Genomic DNA, 17,679 nt, shown 5'->3' with positions numbered 1-17,679 from the left:
ATCGACGGGTCAGCGGGCCATCTCCTCCTTGAGGGCGGCCACGAACCGGTCCACGTCGTCCTCGGTGGTGTCGAAGGCGCACATCCAGCGGACGTCGCCCGCGGCCTCGTCCCAGAAGTAGAAGCGGAACCGCTTCTGCAGCCGCTCGCTCACGTCGTGCGGGAGCCGCGCGAACACGGCGTTGGCCTGCACCGGGTAGAGGATCTCCACACCGTGCACAGCGCGCACGCCCTCGGCGAGACGCTGGGCCATCTCGTTGGCGTGCCGGGCGTTGCGCAGCCACAGGTCCCGCGCGAGCAGGGCCTCCAGCTGCACGGACACGAAGCGCATCTTGGAGGCGAGCTGCATGGACAGCTTGCGCAGGTGCTTCATGTGCTTGATGCCGTCCGGGTCCAGCACCACGACCGCCTCGCCGAAGAGCGCGCCGTTCTTGGTGCCGCCCAGCGAGAGCAGGTCGACGCCCACCGCGTTGGTGAACGTGCGCAGCGGCACGTCCAGCGTGGCGGCGGCGTTGGCCAGCCGGGAGCCGTCCACGTGCACCTTCATGCCGTGCGCGTGGGCGTGCTCGCAGATCGCGCGGATCTCGTCCGGGGTGTACACCGTGCCCAGCTCGGTGGCCTGGGCTATGGAGACGACCTGGGGCATGGCGCGGTGCTCGTCGTCCCAGCCGTAGGCCTGCCGGTCGATGAGCTCCGGGGTGAGCTTGCCGTCCGGGGTGGGCACGGTGAGCAGCTTGATGCCGCCGACCCGCTCCGGCGCGCCGCCCTCGTCCACGTTGATGTGGGCGCTCTCCGCGCAGATCACCGCGCCCCAGCGGTCGGTGACGGCCTGGAGCGCCACGACGTTGGCCCCGGTGCCGTTGAAGACCGGGAAGGCCTCGGCGGTGGGCCCGAAGTGGCTGCGGATCACCTGCTGGAGGTTCTCCGTGTACGCGTCCTCGCCGTAGGCGACCTGGTGCCCGCCGTTGGCCAGGGCCAGGGCGGCGAGCACCTCCGGGTGTGCCCCGGCGTAGTTGTCACTGGCGAAACCGCGGACGTCGGGGTCGTGATGACGACGCGCGTCGGTCCTCGGGGGGTTCACGGCTTCTCGGTCAGCCACAGACGGTTTCCGTTCACTTCCGCGGCGGGCTTGTCCCAGACCCCGACGATGGCCTCGGCCAGGTCCTTGACGTCCGTGAAGCCCGCGAACTTCGCGTTGGGGCGGTCGGCGCGCATCGCGTCGTGCACCAACGCCTTCACCACCAGGATGGCAGCAGCCGAGGTGGGCCCCTGCTCGCCCCCGGCCTTGCGGAAGTAGTCGGCCATGGCCAGCGTCCACGCCTCGGCGGCGGCCTTGCCAGCCGCGTACGCTGCGTTGCCGGCGGTCGGCCTCGTCGCGCCGGCGGCGCTGATCAGGACGTACCGGCCGCGGTCGCTGCGCTGGAGCGCCTCGTGGAAGGCGAGACTGGTGTGCTGCACGGTGCGCACCAGCAGCATCTCCAGGAAGTCCCAGTCGTCCAGGCTGGTCTTGGTGAACGTCTCGCTGCCGCGCCAGCCGCCGACGAGGTGCACCAGTCCGTCGACGCGGCCGAACTCCTTCTCGGTGCGGTTGGCCCAGTCGCGGGTCGATTCCAGGTCGAGCAGGTCGACCGTCTCGCCGGTGACGGTCGCGCCTCCGTGCGCGTACCGCGCGGCGTCCACGGCCGCCGCCAGCCGCTCCGGGTCGTTGTCCGAGCCGACGACGGTCGCTCCCGCCTCGGCCAGCCTGAGCAGGGCCGCGCGTCCCGCGGGCCCGCCCGCGCCGGCCACCGCGATCACCGCGCCTTCGAGCGCCCCGTTCCCCATGGTTCTCGCCTCCTGAGCAGTGTTGTGGACGAGATCGCTCACGCGGCGACCTGCTCGGCGCCGTCCGCCGTGATGCCCTTGGTCGAGGCGATCACGTTCTTGAGCTTCTTGGACAGGGCCTCATAGAACATGCTCAGCGGAAACTCGTCCGGAAGCACGTCATCGACGAGCTTGCGCGGCGGCAGCGACAGGTCGAGGGCCTCGGGGCCCTTGGCCCACTTGGAGCCGGGGTGCGGGGAGAGGTACCGGGAGACCAGCTCGTAGCCGGCGAACCAGTGGACGAGCTTGGGGCGGTCGATGCCGTCGCGGTAGAGCTTCTCGATCTCCGCGCACAGCTCGTTGGTGACCTGCGGGGCGCGCTCCCAGTCGATGGAGAGCTTGTTGTCGGTCCAGCGGACGACGTCGTGCTTGTGCAGGTAGGCGAAGAGCAGCTGGCCGCCGAGGCCGTCGTAGTTGCGGACCCGCTCGCCGGTCACCGGGAAGCGGAACATGCGGTCGAAGATGACCGCGATCTGCACGTCACGCGCCTGCGGCACGCCCTCGCCGGCGAGCTTCACGGCCTCCTTGAAGGCGGTGAGGTCGCAGCGCAGCTCCTCCAGGCCGTACATCCAGAACGGCTGGCGCTGCTTGATCATGAACGGGTCGAACGGCAGGTCGCCGTGGCTGTGCGTGCGGTCGTGGATCATGTCCCACAGCACGAAGGCCTCTTCGCAGCGCTTCTGGTCGTGGACCATGGCGGCGACGTCCGCGGGCAGCTCGAGGCCCAGGATGTCGACGGCGGCCTCGGTGACCCGGCGGAAGCGGGCGGCCTCGCGGTCGCAGAAGATGGCGCCCCAGGTGAAGCGCTCGGGGGCCTCGCGCACGGCGATGGTCTCGGGGAAGAGGACCGCGGAGTTGGTGTCGTAGCCCGCGGTGAAGTCCTCGAAGGTGATGCCGCAGAAGAGCGGGTTGTCGTAGCGGGTGCGCTCCAGCTCGGCCAGCCAGTCGGGCCAGACCATGCGGAACACGACCGCCTCGAGGTTGCGGTCCGGGTTGCCGTTCTGCGTGTACATCGGGAAGACGACCAGGTGCTGCAGGCCGTCCTCGCGGTGCGCGGCGGGCTGGAAGGCCAGCAGCGAGTCGAGGAAGTCGGGCACCTCGAAGCCGCCCTCGGCCCAGCGGGCCAGGTCCTTGCCCAGGGCCTCGTGGTACGCGCGGTCGTGCGGGAGCAGCGGGGACAGCTCCTCGACCGCGCCGATCACGGTGCGCACGGCGTGCTCCGCGTCGGCACGGGACGGAGCACCCTCGGCCTCGAAGTCGATCGAGCCGTCCTTGGACTGCCAGGGCCGGATCCGCTCCACGGCATCCTTGAGCACGGGCCATGCCGGGTGCTCCACCACCCTGGTCATCGAAGGAATCCGCTCCCCCGAACCCTGCTGCACAAGAATTTCCGTCATGTCCCATCCTCCACAGGAGAACCTTGCGTACGCCTGACCGTATACACAGGGGGTTCCTCCCAGCAAGGGGCACCTCAGCAAATTATCCTGCCTTACCCGGGGCATCGCCGCATTTTTTCCTGCGAGTTACCCCGTCCGGCGGCGCTCCATGCGTTACGGATTCAGCCTCTGGACGCCGCGGGCAGAGGCGATACGGTCCCAGAGGGCCGTAGGGACGCGGCCCCCCGCCGCCGTCGACGGAAGCAGGTCGGATCTTGAACTTCCTCACCATCGGTCACCGCGGAGTCATGGGCGTCGAGCCCGAGAACACCCTTCGGTCCTTCGTCGCCGCCCAGGAGGCCGGGCTCGACGTCATCGAACTGGATCTGCATCTGAGCAAGGACGGCGCGCTCGTGGTGATGCACGACGCGCGCGTGGACCGCACCACGGACGGCACGGGCGCCATCGCCGACAAGACCCTCGACGAACTGCGCGTCCTGGACGCCGGGCGCGGCGAGCGCGTCCCCCTGTTCACGGAGGTGCTGGACGCGGTCCGGACGCCGCTCCAGGCGGAGATCAAGGACGTCCGCGCGGCCCAGGCACTGGCCGAGGTGATGAACGACCGCGGGCTGGCCGACCGTGTGGAGGTCGCGTCCTTCCACGACGAGGCGATCGCCGAGATCCGGCGGCTGGTGCCCGGCGTGCGCACGGCGCTCGTGGCAGGCCGCTACGGCACCGACGTGGTGGACCGGGCGGTCGCCGTCGGCGCCTCGCGGCTGTGCCTCGACATCCGCCGGATCACCCTGGAGGTCGTGGAGCACGCCCGCAAGGCGGACCTGTCGGTGTTCGGCTGGGTGGTCAACACCCAGGACCACCTGCGGCTGGTGCGGGCGCTGGAGCTGGACGGGGCGACCACCGACTACCCGGAGATCAAGCGCACCGGCCGCTTCACGGCGTGAGCGGCCGGACGCCGTACGACGGTCAGGCCAGCTCCTTGACCAGCAGCTCGAACTCCAGATCGTCGCGCTGCGGGATGCCGAAGCGCTCGTCGCCGTACGGGAACGGCGTCGTCCGTCCCGTACGGCGGTAGCCGCGCCGCTCGTACCAGGCGATCAGGTCCTCGCGCACGGTGATCACCGTCATGTGCATCTCGGTCACGCCCCAGCCCTCGCGTGCCTGCCGCTCCGCCTCCGCGAGGACGGTGCGGCCGAGCCCCGCGCCCTGGAGGGCGGGGCTGACCGCGAACATCCCGAAGTAGGCGTGTTCACCGCGGTGTTCGAGCTGGCAGCAGGCCACGGTCCTGCCCTCGCGCTCCACGGTGAGCAGCCGGCTGTCCGGCGCCTCGACGACCGCGAGCACACCCTCGCGGTCGGTCCGCTGCCCGTGCAGGATGTCCGCCTCGGTGGTCCATCCCGTGCGGCTGGACTCCCCCCGGTAGGCCGACTCGATCAGCTCGACGAGGGCGTCCACGTCGGCGTCGGTGGCATCACGGAAGGTCAGTGCGGTGTCGGCGGCGGTTCCCATGGCGCGGTTCCTCGATTCGTGCGGGTCTCTTTCGACGTGGCCGGGACGGGCCGAGATTAACGCGCGGTTCCTGGTCCCAGGAGGGCCGGTCCACTCTCCGGACGGCGGGGCCCGCCCCGTCCCTCTACGCTCGGCCGCATGGTCCACGTACTCAGCAGCCGTGTCCTGCTCCGCCCCTCCGACCCCGAGCGCTCCCGCGACTTCTACGGCCGCCGCCTCGGCCTCGCCGTCCACCGCGAGTTCGGCACCGGCCCGGAGCGCGGCACGGTCTACTTCCTCGGCGGCGGCTTCCTGGAACTCTCGGGCCGCGCGGAGGCGTCCCCGGCGGGCTCGCCCGATGTACGGCTGTGGCTCCAGGTGGAGGACGCGGAGGCGGCACGGGAGGAGCTCACCGCGCGGGGCGTGGAGATCGTCCGTCCGCCGGTGAAGGAGCCGTGGGGTCTGATCGAGATGTGGATCGAGGACCCGGACGGGACGCCGATCGTGCTGGTGGAGGTGCCGAAGGAGCACCCGCTGCGGTACCGGCCGGGGATCTGATTCAGCCCGCCCGGTGTTTGAGCACGAGGCCCGCCAGGGCCGAGGGGCGGGCCGGGGCGCGGCCCCCGGGACCATCACCCCTACGCCCGGCCCCCGGGACGATCACCCCTACGCCCGCAGCGCGCCGAGGCGCCCCTCCAACTGCGCCAGCAACCCCCCGAGCAGACCGGCCAGGTCCCCCAGCTCGACCGGGCCGAGCCCGGACAACACCGCGTTCTCGTAGGCCAGCTGCGACGGCAGAATGCCGTCCACCAGCTCCCGCCCCGCGTCGGTGAGCCGCACGTGCGCCACCCTCCGGTCCCGGGTGTCACCCCGGCGCTCGACCAGCCCCCGCTCCGTGAGCTGCTTCAGCCGTTTGGTGACGGCGGCGCCGGAGGAGAACGTCTCGCGGGCCAGCTCGCTGGGCGTCAGCTCGTGCCCCGTGCGGCGCAACGCGCCGAGCAGGTCGAACTCCGGGCGGGTGAGCCCGGCCCGCCGCAGCGGGGCGTCCTCGGCCTGCTGGAAGAGGGCCGCGCAGCGGTTGATGCGGCCTATGACCTCCATGGGGCCGGTGTCGAGGTCGGGGTGGACCGCCCGCCACTGCCGGACGACCTCGGCGACGGTGTCGCGCCCGGAGACGGGCGTGTCCGCGGTGCTCGAGGTGTCCGGCGTGCCGATGACACCGTCGCCGGCCGATGGCCCTTGGGTCGCCGTCATGGCGATGCGCCCTCCGTGTGCGTGTACGTGCTGGTGGTGCCGGGGCCCGGGAGGAGTCCCTGGCGTCGTACCGTCGCCGCGAGCGTACGGTGTGCCGCCTGCTCGGCGAGCACCACCCGTTCCTGGGGCAGCGCGCGCTGCCACCATTCTCCGGCCGCGGCGTCGGCGGTCGCGCGCAGGTCGACCACGGCGGCGGCGAGTGCGCGGCGGGCGGCCTCCAGGGCGGCGGGCGTGGCCGCGGGGTCGGCCGCGAGGCGGGCGGCGCGCTCGCGGGCGTGGTCCACGGCGGTGAGCGCCCGCTCGACGCGCCGGCCGGCCCGCCGGTCGGTGACGGCGACGGCGGCGACGAAGCCGACCAGGGCGCCGACCAGCGTGTCCACGACCCGGTCGGTGACCAGCTCGCCGGTGGGCTGGTAGCCGGGCAGCTCGGTGACGAGCAGCGCCAGCGGGGTCACGCAGACGCTTCCGAGCCAGTAGTTGCGGCCGATGAGCGCCTCGGCGCCGAAGTTGCAGGCGAGGATGCACAGCACGAGGGCGAGCGGGCCGAGCTGGGCGACGGGGGTGACGGCCCCGAAGAGCAGCACGCCGACGAGGTTGCCGACGACGCGCTGCACGGCCCTGCTCCAGGTGAGTGTGATGTTGGCCTGGTAGAGGGAGGCGGCGGTGACGAGCGCCCAGTAGGGACGGTCGGCGCCGAGGGCGAGGGAGACGTAGCCGGCGAGGGCGCAGCCGAGGGCGCTACGGACGGCGACGGGGGCGAGCGGCCCGAGCCGGCTCCACAGCGGACGCGGTGCGACAGCCCGCTCGGCGGCCACCCCGACGAGTTCGTCCCGCTCGCCGAGCGGGCCGCCGTCCTGGCGCGGGCCGTCACCGTCGAGGCGCGCGCCGCTGTCCGTCCCACGCGGGCCGCCGTCGTCCCGGTGCGGGCCGTCGCCGTCCCGACGCGGATCCCCCGTGCGTGGGATCCGGCCCGTGCCACGCACCGCGCGGGCCCAGGCGCGCAGCCGGGCGGGGTCGGCGTCGGCCGCGGCCGCGAGGGCGACCTCGGCTCGGACGACGAGCCGCTCGAGGGCACGGCGGGCCGTGGAGGGGCGGTCCCCTGCCGCGAGGAGGGTCTGCCAGGCCGCGTGCACGGCGGCGTACGCGGCGGACCTGGCCCCGGCGCCCTCCTCGTCGCCGCGCGCCGTCTCGGCGTACGCGGCGGCCGCGTCAAGCGCCTGGGCGGTGGCCCGCCGCTCCGGGCCGTGCGGGCGGAGCGGGGCGGGAGCCATGCCCACCAGCCAGGCCCATGCCCCGGCCGCCGCGGCGAGCGCGAGATGGCCGGGGACCTGGCCGAGGGTCTGCGGAACGAAGAGCGCGGCGGAGCTGACGAAGGTGAGGATGACATGCGCGGGCGGCCCGACCCGCGTGGCGTCGCACATCACCTTCTGCACGGCGGCCAGCAGGGCGCCGACGGTGACCAGGACGACGGCGTTCCGGGTCAGGGACGCGGCGAGCAGGGCCACGGCGAGCCCTCCGAGCATGCCGAGGACCACCCACGCGAGCACCTTGGCGCGGGCCGCGTACGGGCGGTTGTGCGCGTACAGGGCGCACAGCGACCCCGCCATCGTGTACGCGGCGAGGTCGAGCCGGCCGAGCACCACCAGGAGCAGGCTGGGCGGGGCGACGGCCGCGACCACGCTGAGTGCGGGCTTGAACCAGACGTCGGAGGGTCGCCCGAGGCGCAGGGCGCCGAGGACAGGGAGGCGCCGGACGCGCGTGGGGGTGGCACTGCTCATGAGAAACAAGGTTAACAGGTATTTTACCTGTGAATGATTTCCCGTGTTTCGCCCGCGTGATTCGCCCGCGCCCCCCGGGAGCCCCCCGCGTACCCCCTCGCGCTCGCGTACACGCCGTCGGGCACGGGCATCCCCTGACCGTCCGGTGGAGCGGTACGAGGGGGGTTCGCGTGCACGGACCGGGATCGTCCGGCTGGTTGCTGGTCGCGCTCTGCGCAGTGACCGCCGCCTATTGCCTGCTGCGGATGCGCAGCAGCGTGGAGGAGCAGCGCCGGGCGGCGGGCGGCGAGGCGCTGATGGGGTTCGGAATGGCGGCGATGGCCGTACCGGCGACGGTGTTCACTCCACCGGCGTGGGCGTGGCCGCTGTGGGCGGCGGTGTTCGGGGCGGCGGGGCTGCATGCGCTGTGGGCGGCCCGAGCCTCCGCGCGCCATCTGCACCATGTGGTGGGCGCGGGCGCGATGGTCCATATGGCGGTGGCCATGGCGGCCGCCCCTCAGGGGGCGCATCACGGCGGTGGGGGCACACCGGCGCTGACCGTCGTCCTGCTGCTGTACTTCACGGCGTACGTGCTGGTGACGGGCGCGCGGCTGGTGCCGGTGGCCGCCGTGGCGGGCGGGCCGGGCACCGGGCCCGGCACCGGGTGGGGCGACCGTCCAGAACTGGCGCGAGCCTGTCGTCTGTCGATGGGGATCGCGATGGTGGCGATGCTGTTGACGATGTGAGGCGCGCGAGGGCGGTGACCCGAGGGCGGGCGAGGGGCCGTTCGGCCGTCGGGGCGGGACCGTTGTCTGCGTCACTTCGGGCCGCGGGCCCGTATCCAGGGGGCGTCCGCGCTTCTAGGCTGCTGCCATGATCCTCCCCGCGGTCCTGCTGCTGCTCGGTGCGCTGACCGCCGTCGTGGGTCCCCGGCTGCTCGCGCGGGCGGACTGGCCGGACCGTGAACCGGTGGTGGCCCTGTGGGCCTGGCAGTGCGTGATCGCGGCGGTGCTGCTGTGCTGCGCCCTGTCGATGACGTTCAGCGCGGCGGCGGCCTGGCGGGCGGTCGGCGGGCATGTGTTCACCGGCGCGCCGGTGGCGGTCGTGGAGGCGTACACGCTGGGCACGGCGGGCCTGTGGGCGCGTGTCACCGCCGTGGTGCTGGCGTGCGGCGGGCTGTGGAGCGGCGCGATGCTGGTCCGGGAGATCGCGCGGGCCCGCGCCCGGCGCCGGGCGCGCCGCGCGGAACTGCGGCGCCGTGCCCCGCTGCTGCCCGGCGAGGAGCCGGGCTCCGACCGGCTCGTGGTCCTGGAGGGCGGGCGTCCGGACGCCTGGTGCCTGCCCGGCTCCCCGCCCCAACTGGTGGTGACGACAGCCGCGTTGCAGCGTCTGAAGGGACGGCAGCTGGACGCCGTGCTGGCCCACGAGCGCGGTCACGCGCGCGCCCGGCACGACTGGCTGCTGCACTGCTCGTCGGCGCTGGCGGACGGCTTCCCGCAGGTGCCGGTGTTCTCCGCGTTCCGGGACGAGATGCACCGGCTGGTGGAACTCGCCGCGGACGACACGGCGTCCCGGCGGTTCGGCCGGCTCACCACGGCTCTCGCCCTGGTCGAACTGAACGAGGACCGCGGGGTGTTCGGCCCCTGCCCCACCGCACAGGCACACGTCCCGGCCCGGGTGCACCGACTGCTCACCCCCGGCGACCGCCTTCCCCCGAGCCGCCGGCTGCGCCTGACCGCGGCCGCCTCGCTGGTGCCGGCACTTCCCGTCCTCGTGGCGTTCCTGCCGGGCTTGCGGGCACTGGGATAAGCCCGCACACCCGGCACGCCGACCCGGGTACGCGCTTGTCGAACGCGCGGCGTTCCCCCCGGAACCGCAGGCCCTCGGGCAAGCCGCCCCACGATCCGCCACCGCCGCACCCGCCACTGAGTTCCGGCGACCGACCGACCGCGAGCCGCCGGCCACGGCTGACCGCACCCGCGTCACCGGCACCGGAGCTCGCCGCCGTCCCCGTGGCGTTGCTGCTCGAATTGCGGGCATTGGGGTAGCGACGGCCCCGACGAGGCAGGACCGGGTGTGCCGGGTCCTGGCCCGGGTGCACCTCGGTCGGCGAGGATCACCCCATGCGCACCCCCCACGCCCCCGCACCGCCCGCACCCCCCGGACGCCGCACGCCCGCCCGCTCGGCGCTGGCGCCGGCCGTCCTGCTCGGCGCCGCCTCCGCGCTGCTGCTGACGCTGGTCGCCGTCGAGTGGCGGCCGCTGCTCGACCTGGACGGCGGCATCTCCCGCACCACGCACCGCTGGGCGGTGGCGGAGGACGGGCTGACGCAGGCGGCCCGCGTGCTGACGGACTGGGTATGGGACCCCTGGACGATGCGTCTGCTGTGCGCGGTGGCCGTGGTCCTGATGCTCCGGCGTCCGGCCGCCCGGTGGACGGCGGGATGGCTGGTCGTGGTGGTGGCGCTGGCCACAGCCGTGCAGCAGGGGCTCAAGGCGGCGCTCGGGCGGGAGCGGCCGGTGTGGTCCGACCCGGTGGACACGGCGCACTACGCCGCTTTCCCCTCGGGGCACGCGATGACCGCGACGGTCGTGCTGGGGCTGTTGCTGTGGCTGCTGCGCCGCCACGGCGTGGGCCCCGTCCTGTGGCGTACGGCGCTGGTGGTGGCGGTGATCTCGGTGGCCGGCGTCGGTCTCACCCGCGTCTGGCTCGGCGTGCACTGGCCGACGGACGTGCTGGGCGGCTGGCTGTTCGGCGCGCTGACGGTGGTCGCGGCGATCATGGTGCACCGGCGGCTGCGCCCCGCGGACGGAGTCGCGGCGCCGGGCCGGTCCGGCGCCGCGCGCCCGCCGTCGCCCTCGCCCGAACCGCTCACCTCGGACGATCCCCCGCGTCGCCCGAGGTGAACGGCAGCCCGAAGAGGACCCGCCAGGGGCCCTTCCAGGTGCGCTGAGTATAGTTGGCTGGCAGCCAGTCAACGCAGGAGTCCAGCATGTCCCCGCGCAGCGCCCTGGTCAATGAAGAGTTGCGTCGGCGTTCCAAGGAGCGGCTGCTGCACGCGGCCGTCGAGCTGGTCGACGAGCGCGGGTACGAGGCGACCACACTGGCCGACATCGCCGACCGGGCCGGTTCCGCGCGGGGTCTGGTGTCGTACTACTTCCCGGGGAAACGCCAGCTCGTGCAGTCGGCCGTGCACCGGCTGATGCACCGCACCCTGGAGGAGGCGCTGGAGCGGGAGCCGCGCACCGACGACGGGAGGGAGCGGATGGCGCGGGCCATCGACGCGATCCTGGGCCTGGCGCGGGACCGGCCGGTGCTGATGCGCCAGCACATGGCGGGGCTGCTGCAGGCGGAAGGATTCCTGCCGTGTCCCGAGCAGCGGCGGCTGGCGGAGCTGCTGAGCGACACCGTCACCCGGCACGGCTCGCGGGACGTCGGGGCCGACTACCCGATGCTGCGGGCACTGCTGATGGGCGCCGTCTACGCGGCGGTGATGCCGGGGGCGCCGATGTCCGTGCCGGTGCTGCGCGCCGAACTGTTCAAGCGCTACCGGCTGGACTGGGAGATGGGTGTCCCGCCGGACCCCGAGGGGGCCGGCGGGACGAAGGAGAAGGACCGGACGGACATGGCCCGGTTCTTCGCGACGGACCCGGGGACTCAGTCGAAGTAGTCCGGCTGCGTCTGCACGTTGAGCTCCTGCATACGGACCCAGCGGGCCGCGTCCGTGCGCTTGTCGTCGATCTTCAGGACGTCGAAGCCCTTGGCGATGTCGTTCGAGTAGATGTAGCCGTTGTAGTAGTACGCCGACCAGGAGCCACCGGTGAGGAGCTGGTCCGTGGACAGCGGGCCGCGCTCGAAGTAGGCGATCTCCTTCGGCTTGGACGAGTTGGTGAAGTCCCACACCGAGATGCCGCCCTGGTACCAGGCCTGGACCATCAGGTCACGGCCGCGGACCGGGATCAGCGAGCCGTTGTGCGCCACGCAGTTCTCGGTGTCCGCCTGGTGGCGGGGGATCTTGTAGTAGCTGCGGAAGACCAGCTTGCTGCGGTCGCCCTTGCCGACGATGTCGTAGATGCCGTCCGCGCCGCGGTTGGGACCGATCTCCGCGTTGCAGGTGGCCGCGCCGCCGCCGCCCAGCTCGTCGGTGAAGACGACCTTGTCGGCCCTCTGGTTGAACGTCGCCGAGTGCCAGAACGCGAAGTTGACGTTGTCCTGGACCCGGTCGATCACCTTCGGGCGCTCGGGGTCCTTGATGGAGAACAGGATGCCGTCACCCATGCAGGCACCCGCGGCCAGGTCCTTCGAGGGCAGCACGGTGATGTCGTGGCAGCCGGTGGTCTTGGAGACGCCCGGGTTGGTGGGCGCGCCCGGGTTGCCGCCGCCGTCCGGGCCCTCACCCGGGAACAGCACGGGGAACCCGACCACGGCGGCCTTGTGCGGGGCCTTGCGCGGGACCTTGATCACGGAGATGCCGTCGTGCGGCGGCCGGCAGTCCGGGTAGGCCGCGTTGGGCGAGTAGGAGGAGACGTAGACGTACACGTTCCTGCGGTCGGGAACCAGCGTGTGGGTGTGCGAGCCGCAGGCGGTCTCGACGGCCGCGACGTAGCGCGGATTGCGCTTGTCGCTGATGTCGAAGACCTTCATGCCCTCCCAGGAGGACTTCTCGGTGGCGGGCTGCGTGGTGCTGTTGCAGCTGCTGTCGCTGCGCGAGGAGTCCGTGGACAGGAAGAGCAGGTCGCCGGAGACGGAGATGTCGTTCTGCGACCCGGGGCACAGCACCTGAGCCACCGTTCTGGGCTTCTCCGGGTTGCTGATGTCGAAGATGCGGAAGCCGTCGTAGTTGCCGGCGAAGGCGTACTTCCCCTGGAAGGCGAGGTCCGAGTTGGTGCCGGACAGCACGTCCTTGGGGATGCTGGCCACGTGCTCGATGTTGGCGGAGTGGACGATCTCGTCCTGGCCGGGTATCTCACCGCTCTTGATGGCGGCGCGGGCCTCGGCCTGGTCGCTGCGGGACACTTCCTTCGCGGCGGTGGGCGAGTCCCCCGGGTCCGGGATCGCCGCGGCGGGCGCGGCGGTGAGCAGCGCGGCCAGCAGGCCGCCCGCTGCCGCGGCAACTCCCAGCCGTCTCCGCCGGGTTCGGGAAACGCTCAACAGGATCACTGTTTTCCTCCCTGGTTCCGTTCACGTCGGAACGGTGTGGCACCGGCAGTATCGTCTTCGGCATGCACATACCAACAGGGGCTCCACACCATCGCAACAAAGTTTTTTGATCGAAGTTGCGCGGAAGCGTGCTAGGACGGTCATCGACACTCACGAGGTGTTCCGTACCACCGCCGAGCGGGAATACCGCCAGTCACAGGAGGTCCTTGTGCACAACCGCCGCGTGCCACGCCTGTCCGCCGTCGCCGCCGGGCTGTCCGCGCTGGCCGTACTCGGGCTCGTGGGCTGCGACTCCGGCGACGACGCCAAGCCGGCCCGCGGCGGCGGCCCTTCGGTGATCGCGCCCGGTGCGCCCGGGGAGGAGAACCGCACACTGTCGGCCGAGGAGGCCGAGCAGGAGCGCAAGGAGGACGACTCCCCCAACGCCGCGGACGTGTCGTACGCGCGCATGATGATCCAGCACCACGCGCAGGCGCTGGAGATGACGGGACTGGTGCCGGGCCGCGCCGAGTCGCCGAAGGTGGTCAAGCTGGCCCAGCGCATCGCCGCCGCGCAGAAGCCCGAGATCGGCGCGATGAAGGGGTGGCTGCGCACGCACGGCAAGTCCGAGGAGGACGCCGGTCACGGGCACGACCACGCGACGATGCCCGGCATGGCGACCGAGGCGCAGCTGAGGCAGTTGCGGGCGGCCGAGGGCAAGGCGTTCGACCAGCTGTTCCTGACGCTGATGATCACGCACCATCAGGGCGCGGTCACCATGGCCACCGATGTGAAGGGCCAGGGGAACAACATCCAGATCGAGGAGATGGCGGACGACGTGGTCGCGCAGCAGACCAGTGAGATCAACCGGATGCGCGACCTGCTGTGACGTTCTGCCGGGGCGGCGGTCCGGTCAGGGGCGGGACGGTCGGCGGCGGGCGTGGCGTGGGGAGAGCAGCCCCGCGTCGCGTGTCCGCCCGATGAGGCGGAGGGCCCCGCGCCGGCTGTAGCCGGTCTGGTCCATCACGGCGAGCACCGGGTCGGCGCCCCGTTCCTGCGCGGCCCGGTACGCCCGGGCCACGACCGGCCACTGGGTCCCCCCTCCCCGGGGCTCCTCCCGGTGGTGCGTGCCGCCGGTCTCCTCCCCCGGTTCGGGCTCGGCGCCGCAGGCCCGCGCCAGCGGACCCTCGATCCAGTCGGCGAACACGGCCAGGTCCTCCAGCGCGAGCGCGGGGCGAGCCTGGACGTCCTCCACACAGACCCAGCCCTCGCCCACGGACGCCAGCGCCTCGATCGTGGCCCCGTCGCGGAAGGCCAGCCGCACATGGAGCCACCGGGTGGAGCGCTCGCCCTCCCGCACCTCCCACGCGGGCCACACGGACACCGCACCCTCCGCCGGAGAGCGATCGGAAAGTTGAAGAAAAGATGCCTCGAGCACACAGGCAACGTAACGGGGTGATCAGTCTCCCTCCGTAGAACACGCACCCCGGACGGCGGACGGCACCCTGTCAGCGGAGTGCGGGCAGTGCCATGCTGGGAGACGCCGGCGGTCCCCCGCCGGTGCCCCTCGGGGTGAGGAGTTCCCCGTGCTGCGTGTCGCCGTCGTCGGAAGCGGACCCAGCGGGTGCTACACCGCCCAGCATCTCGTCCAGCTCGATCCCGGAGCGCGCGTCGACGTCCTCGACCGCCTGCCCTGCCCCTACGGCCTGGTCCGCTACGGCGTGGCCCCGGACCACGAGAAGATCAAGTCCCTGCAGGGCAGCCTGCGCACGGTGCTGGAGCACGAGCGGGTGCGGTTCCTCGGCGCGGTGCCGGTCGGGCCGGACGGAGTGCCGGCGGCCCGGCTGCGGGAGCTGTACCACGCGGTGGTGTACTGCGTGGGCGCCGCCACGGACCGGCGTCTGGGCGTGCCGGGCGAGGACCTTCCGGGCAGCTGGTCGGCGACCGAGTTCGTGTCCTGGTACAGCGCGCACCCCGACGCCGGCGACGCCGGGTTCCTGCGCGGGGCGCGGTCGGCGGTGGTGGTGGGCCTGGGGAACGTCGCCGTGGACGTCACGCGCATGCTGGCGCGCGGGGCGGGCGAACTGCGCCCGACCGACATGCCTCACGCGGCGCTGACCGCCCTCGCGGCGAGTGACGTCACGGTGATCCACATGGTCGGCCGGCGTGGCCCCTCGCAGGCCCGCTTCACCACCAAGGAGCTGCGCGAGCTGGGCACCCTGCCGGACACCGCCGTCCACGTCGACGCGGCCGAGGCGGCGCTCGACCCGGCGTTCGCGGACCCGTCCGGCCTGCCTCCACCCCGGCGCCGCAACGTCGAGGTGCTGCGCGGCTGGACGGCGCCGCCGCGACCGGACGCCCGGCGCCTGATCCGTCTGCGGTTCTTCCTCCGCCCGGTCGAACTGCTCGCCGTCGACGGCCGGGTGGGCGCCGTGCGCTTCGAACGGACGGCGCCGGACGGCGGGGGCGGGGTCACCGGGACAGGCCGCTTCCAGGACGTCGAGGGGCAGCTGGTGCTCCGCTCGGTCGGGTACCGGGGGGTGCCTCTGGAGGGGCTGCCGTTCGACGCGGCGACGGGGACGGTGCCGCATCTCGCCGGACGGGTGCTGCGCGGGGGCGCCGTCGCCCGGGGCGAGTACGTCGCGGGCTGGATCAAGCGGGGCCCGACGGGCGTCATCGGCACCAACCGCTCCTGCGCCAAGGAGACGGTGACGTCCCTGCTCCAGGACGCCCCGTGCCTCACCGCCCGCGCCCTCCCCGACGACCCGCTGCCGGCCCTGCGCGCGGAAGGTGTGAATCCGGTCCCCTGGCAGGGCTGGGAGTCCATAGAACGCGCGGAGTCCCGCCTGGGCGCCTCCCTCGGCCGGGGCGTCGTGAAGCTCCCGGACTGGGAGTCACTGCTGAGCGCGGCGCGGGGAGGGGACGGCGCGGCTCCCCGGCCGTAGCAGCGCCTGCCGCGTCACGGACGCGGACGCCGGCCGCCGTCAGGCCCGCGCGTCCCGTGCCGCCTGGCGGCGTGCCGCGGTGAGCAGGGCGTCGAGGAGGCCTGGGAACAGGGCTTCCAGGTCCTCGCGGCGCAGGCCGTTCATCTTGGCGGTGCCCTCGTAGACCTGCTGGATCACGCCGCTCTCACGCAGCACGCGGAAGTGGTGCGTGGTGGTGGACTTGGTGACCGGGAGGTCGAAGCGGGAGCAGGACAACGCGGCCTCGGCGTCCGCGAGTTCGCTGACGATGCGCATCCGGACGGGGTCGGACAGGGCGTGCAGCACTGAGTCCAGCCGGATCTCCTCCCGCACGGGGTGCGGCAGGACGCGGGGGCTGGGAGGGGCGGTCGTCACGGCGGCTCCATGGTGCTCCGGGAATCCTCATTGTACGAGAACCTTCGTAGTTTGACGCCTCCCGTACTACGACGGCTATCGTACGAGTTGCATCCCGCCGTCCCCTTCCGAACGGAGCCCATCGTGAGCACGCTCTTCGAGCCGTACACCCTGCGCGCCCTGACGATCCCCAACCGCGTGTGGATGGCGCCGATGTGCCAGTACTCGGCCGCGCCGGACGGACCGGAGGCCGGCGTGCCGCACGACTGGCACTTCGCGCACTACGCCGCCCGCGCCACCGGCGGCACGGGGCTGATCGTCGTCGAGGCCACGGCGGTGTCGCCGGAGGGCCGCATCTCGCCGTACGACCTCGGCATCTGGAACGACACCCAGGTCGAGGCGTTCCGCCGGATCACCCGCTTCCTCGCCGCACAGGGCACCGTGCCTGCCGTTCAACTCGCGCACGCCGGGCGCAAGGCGGCGACCGACCAGCCCTGGAAGGGCGGCGCGCCGCTCGGCCCCGAGGAGCACGCCTGGCAGCCGGTCGCACCCAGCGCGGTCCCGTTCAGCGAGCGCCACCAGGTGCCGGAGGAGCTGAGCACCGAGGAGATCCGGGAGATCGTCGGCCAGTTCCGCGCGGCCGCCCGCCGCGCCCTCGCCGCCGGTTTCGAGATCGCCGAGATCCACGGCGCCCACGGCTACCTGATCAACGAGTTCCTTTCCCCGCACTCCAACCACCGCACGGACGCCTACGGCGGTTCGTACGAGAACCGCACCCGGTTCGCGTTCGAGGTGGTGGACGCCGTGCGCGAGGAGTGGTCGGACGACAAGCCGCTGTTCTTCCGCATCTCCGCCACGGACTGGCTGGACGCGGACGGCTGGACTCCGGACGACACCGTCCGTCTCGCCGCAGACCTGCACGCCCGGGGCATCGACCTGCTCGACGTCTCCACCGGCGGCAACTCCCCAGGCGTGCGCATCCCGACCGGCCCCGGCTACCAGGTGCCGTTCGCCGCGCGGGTGCGGCAGGAGACGCCGATGCCGGTCGCGGCCGTGGGGCTGATCACGGACGCCGGGCAGGCGGAGAAGATTCTCGCCAACGGCGAGGCGGACGCCGTGCTGCTGGGCCGTGAACTGCTGCGCAACCCCTCCTGGGCCCGCCAGGCCGCCCGCGAGCTGGACGCGCGGGTGCGCGTGCCGGACCAGTACCACCTCTCCGTCTGACCTGCTCACCCCTCCCCGCGTCGCGCCGGCGGCCCGGAACCCTTCGCGGGGTTCCGGGCCGCCGGCGCCTGTCGTTCCTTGACGTTCCTGGCCGAATACGGACCGCGCGAGGCGTTGACCAGAAAGCGCTTTCCCTCTACGTTCCGTTCATCGACGTGACCGGGCCGTGACTGTTGAACGGATTCGCCGTGCACGTCGTACAGACACAAGAACGTCGTTCATCCACATGGCTCAGCACACCCCCACA

General features: G+C 72.7%; 18 protein-coding genes. 9 read left to right on the top strand and 9 right to left on the bottom strand.

The window, feature by feature from the left end:
• Positions 1-9 precede the first annotated feature (9 nt).
• The 3 genes from ELQ39_RS28905 to ELQ39_RS28895 are packed head-to-tail and all read right to left on the bottom strand — an operon-like array spanning position 10 to position 3,259.
• The gene (locus ELQ39_RS28905; protein ID WP_190003752.1) at positions 10-1,080 is read right to left on the bottom strand and encodes a threonine aldolase family protein; all 1,071 of its coding nucleotides are present in this window, start codon (positions 1,078-1,080) and stop codon (positions 10-12) included.
• Entirely contained in the window at positions 1,077-1,823 is a 747-nt protein-coding gene (locus ELQ39_RS28900; RefSeq protein ID WP_225626321.1) for an SDR family NAD(P)-dependent oxidoreductase, read from the bottom strand. Before ELQ39_RS28900 ends, ELQ39_RS28905 begins: the two co-directional genes overlap by 4 nt.
• Positions 1,824-1,861: 38 nt before the next feature.
• Complete coding sequence (locus ELQ39_RS28895) at positions 1,862-3,259, bottom strand: DUF6421 family protein (RefSeq protein WP_225640764.1); 1,398 nt, start codon at positions 3,257-3,259, stop codon at positions 1,862-1,864.
• A gap of 254 nt (positions 3,260-3,513) precedes the next feature.
• Between ELQ39_RS28895 and ELQ39_RS28890 the strand changes: the two genes are divergently transcribed.
• Positions 3,514-4,197, top strand: coding sequence for a glycerophosphodiester phosphodiesterase (locus tag ELQ39_RS28890; RefSeq protein ID WP_242594814.1), 684 nt, complete (start codon positions 3,514-3,516; stop codon positions 4,195-4,197).
• A gap of 22 nt (positions 4,198-4,219) precedes the next feature.
• Here ELQ39_RS28890 and ELQ39_RS28885 read toward each other — a convergent pair whose 3' ends face one another.
• On the bottom strand, positions 4,220-4,762 hold the full coding sequence (locus tag ELQ39_RS28885; RefSeq protein WP_225640765.1) for a GNAT family N-acetyltransferase: 543 nt from the start codon (positions 4,760-4,762) through the stop codon (positions 4,220-4,222).
• A 138-nt stretch (positions 4,763-4,900) separates the two neighbouring features.
• Between ELQ39_RS28885 and ELQ39_RS28880 the strand changes: the two genes are divergently transcribed.
• Positions 4,901-5,299: a VOC family protein gene (locus ELQ39_RS28880; protein ID WP_225626318.1), complete on the top strand. Its 399-nt coding sequence runs from the start codon at positions 4,901-4,903 to the stop codon at positions 5,297-5,299.
• A gap of 108 nt (positions 5,300-5,407) precedes the next feature.
• Here ELQ39_RS28880 and ELQ39_RS28875 read toward each other — a convergent pair whose 3' ends face one another.
• Together ELQ39_RS28875 and ELQ39_RS28870 are read right to left on the bottom strand one after the other, a co-directional pair.
• A complete protein-coding gene (locus ELQ39_RS28875; RefSeq protein WP_190003747.1) occupies positions 5,408-5,995 on the bottom strand; it encodes a MarR family winged helix-turn-helix transcriptional regulator in 588 nt (195 codons plus the stop codon).
• The gene (locus tag ELQ39_RS28870; protein ID WP_242594812.1) at positions 5,992-7,773 is read right to left on the bottom strand and encodes an FUSC family protein; all 1,782 of its coding nucleotides are present in this window, start codon (positions 7,771-7,773) and stop codon (positions 5,992-5,994) included. The genes ELQ39_RS28875 and ELQ39_RS28870 overlap by 4 nt, the downstream gene beginning before the upstream one ends.
• 170 nt (positions 7,774-7,943) lie before the next feature.
• Here ELQ39_RS28870 and ELQ39_RS28865 point away from each other — a divergent pair, with 170 nt between their 5' ends.
• From ELQ39_RS28865 to ELQ39_RS28850, 4 genes are all read left to right on the top strand, one after another.
• A complete protein-coding gene (locus ELQ39_RS28865) occupies positions 7,944-8,498 on the top strand; it encodes a DUF5134 domain-containing protein (RefSeq protein WP_242594810.1) in 555 nt (184 codons plus the stop codon).
• A gap of 127 nt (positions 8,499-8,625) precedes the next feature.
• Positions 8,626-9,561, top strand: a complete 936-nt coding sequence (locus ELQ39_RS28860) for a M56 family metallopeptidase (protein WP_242594807.1) — start codon at positions 8,626-8,628, stop codon at positions 9,559-9,561.
• 314 nt (positions 9,562-9,875) lie between these two features.
• Positions 9,876-10,658, top strand: a complete 783-nt coding sequence (locus ELQ39_RS28855; RefSeq protein WP_242594804.1) for a phosphatase PAP2 family protein — start codon at positions 9,876-9,878, stop codon at positions 10,656-10,658.
• Between the two features lie 86 nt (positions 10,659-10,744).
• Positions 10,745-11,422, top strand: a complete 678-nt coding sequence (locus ELQ39_RS28850; protein WP_242594802.1) for a TetR/AcrR family transcriptional regulator — start codon at positions 10,745-10,747, stop codon at positions 11,420-11,422.
• Here ELQ39_RS28850 and ELQ39_RS28845 read toward each other — a convergent pair.
• Positions 11,410-12,912, bottom strand: coding sequence for an LVIVD repeat-containing protein (locus ELQ39_RS28845; protein ID WP_242594800.1), 1,503 nt, complete (start codon positions 12,910-12,912; stop codon positions 11,410-11,412). The genes ELQ39_RS28850 and ELQ39_RS28845 overlap by 13 nt on opposite strands.
• A 208-nt stretch (positions 12,913-13,120) precedes the next feature.
• On the opposite strand from ELQ39_RS28845, the gene ELQ39_RS28840 reads away from it, so the two are divergent.
• Complete coding sequence (locus tag ELQ39_RS28840; RefSeq protein WP_242595669.1) at positions 13,121-13,780, top strand: DUF305 domain-containing protein; 660 nt, start codon at positions 13,121-13,123, stop codon at positions 13,778-13,780.
• A gap of 24 nt (positions 13,781-13,804) precedes the next feature.
• Here the strand turns inward: ELQ39_RS28840 and ELQ39_RS28835 are convergent, their stop codons facing one another.
• Positions 13,805-14,275, bottom strand: a complete 471-nt coding sequence (locus ELQ39_RS28835) for a DUF6214 family protein (RefSeq protein ID WP_242594799.1) — start codon at positions 14,273-14,275, stop codon at positions 13,805-13,807.
• Positions 14,276-14,477: 202 nt separating this feature from the next.
• On the opposite strand from ELQ39_RS28835, the gene ELQ39_RS28830 reads away from it, so the two are divergent.
• Entirely contained in the window at positions 14,478-15,836 is a 1,359-nt protein-coding gene (locus ELQ39_RS28830) for an FAD-dependent oxidoreductase (RefSeq protein ID WP_242594798.1), read from the top strand.
• 39 nt (positions 15,837-15,875) lie between these two features.
• On the opposite strand, the gene ELQ39_RS28825 is transcribed toward ELQ39_RS28830, so the two are convergent.
• The gene (locus ELQ39_RS28825; RefSeq protein WP_242594797.1) at positions 15,876-16,229 is read right to left on the bottom strand and encodes an ArsR/SmtB family transcription factor; all 354 of its coding nucleotides are present in this window, start codon (positions 16,227-16,229) and stop codon (positions 15,876-15,878) included.
• A gap of 123 nt (positions 16,230-16,352) precedes the next feature.
• Here ELQ39_RS28825 and ELQ39_RS28820 point away from each other — a divergent pair, with 123 nt between their 5' ends.
• Positions 16,353-17,432 carry an NADH:flavin oxidoreductase/NADH oxidase gene (locus ELQ39_RS28820; RefSeq protein WP_242594796.1) on the top strand — a complete coding sequence of 360 codons (1,080 nt, stop codon included), beginning with the start codon at positions 16,353-16,355 and terminating at the stop codon, positions 17,430-17,432.
• The last annotated feature ends 247 nt before the right edge of the window (positions 17,433-17,679 follow it).

It is taken from the genome of Streptomyces sp. GB4-14, from assembly GCF_022696125.1.
Taxonomy (GTDB): Bacteria; Actinomycetota; Actinomycetes; order Streptomycetales; family Streptomycetaceae; genus Streptomyces; species Streptomyces werraensis.
The sequence above is the reverse complement of the archived record's forward strand: the minus strand, read 5'-3'. Positions and strand labels throughout refer to the sequence as shown.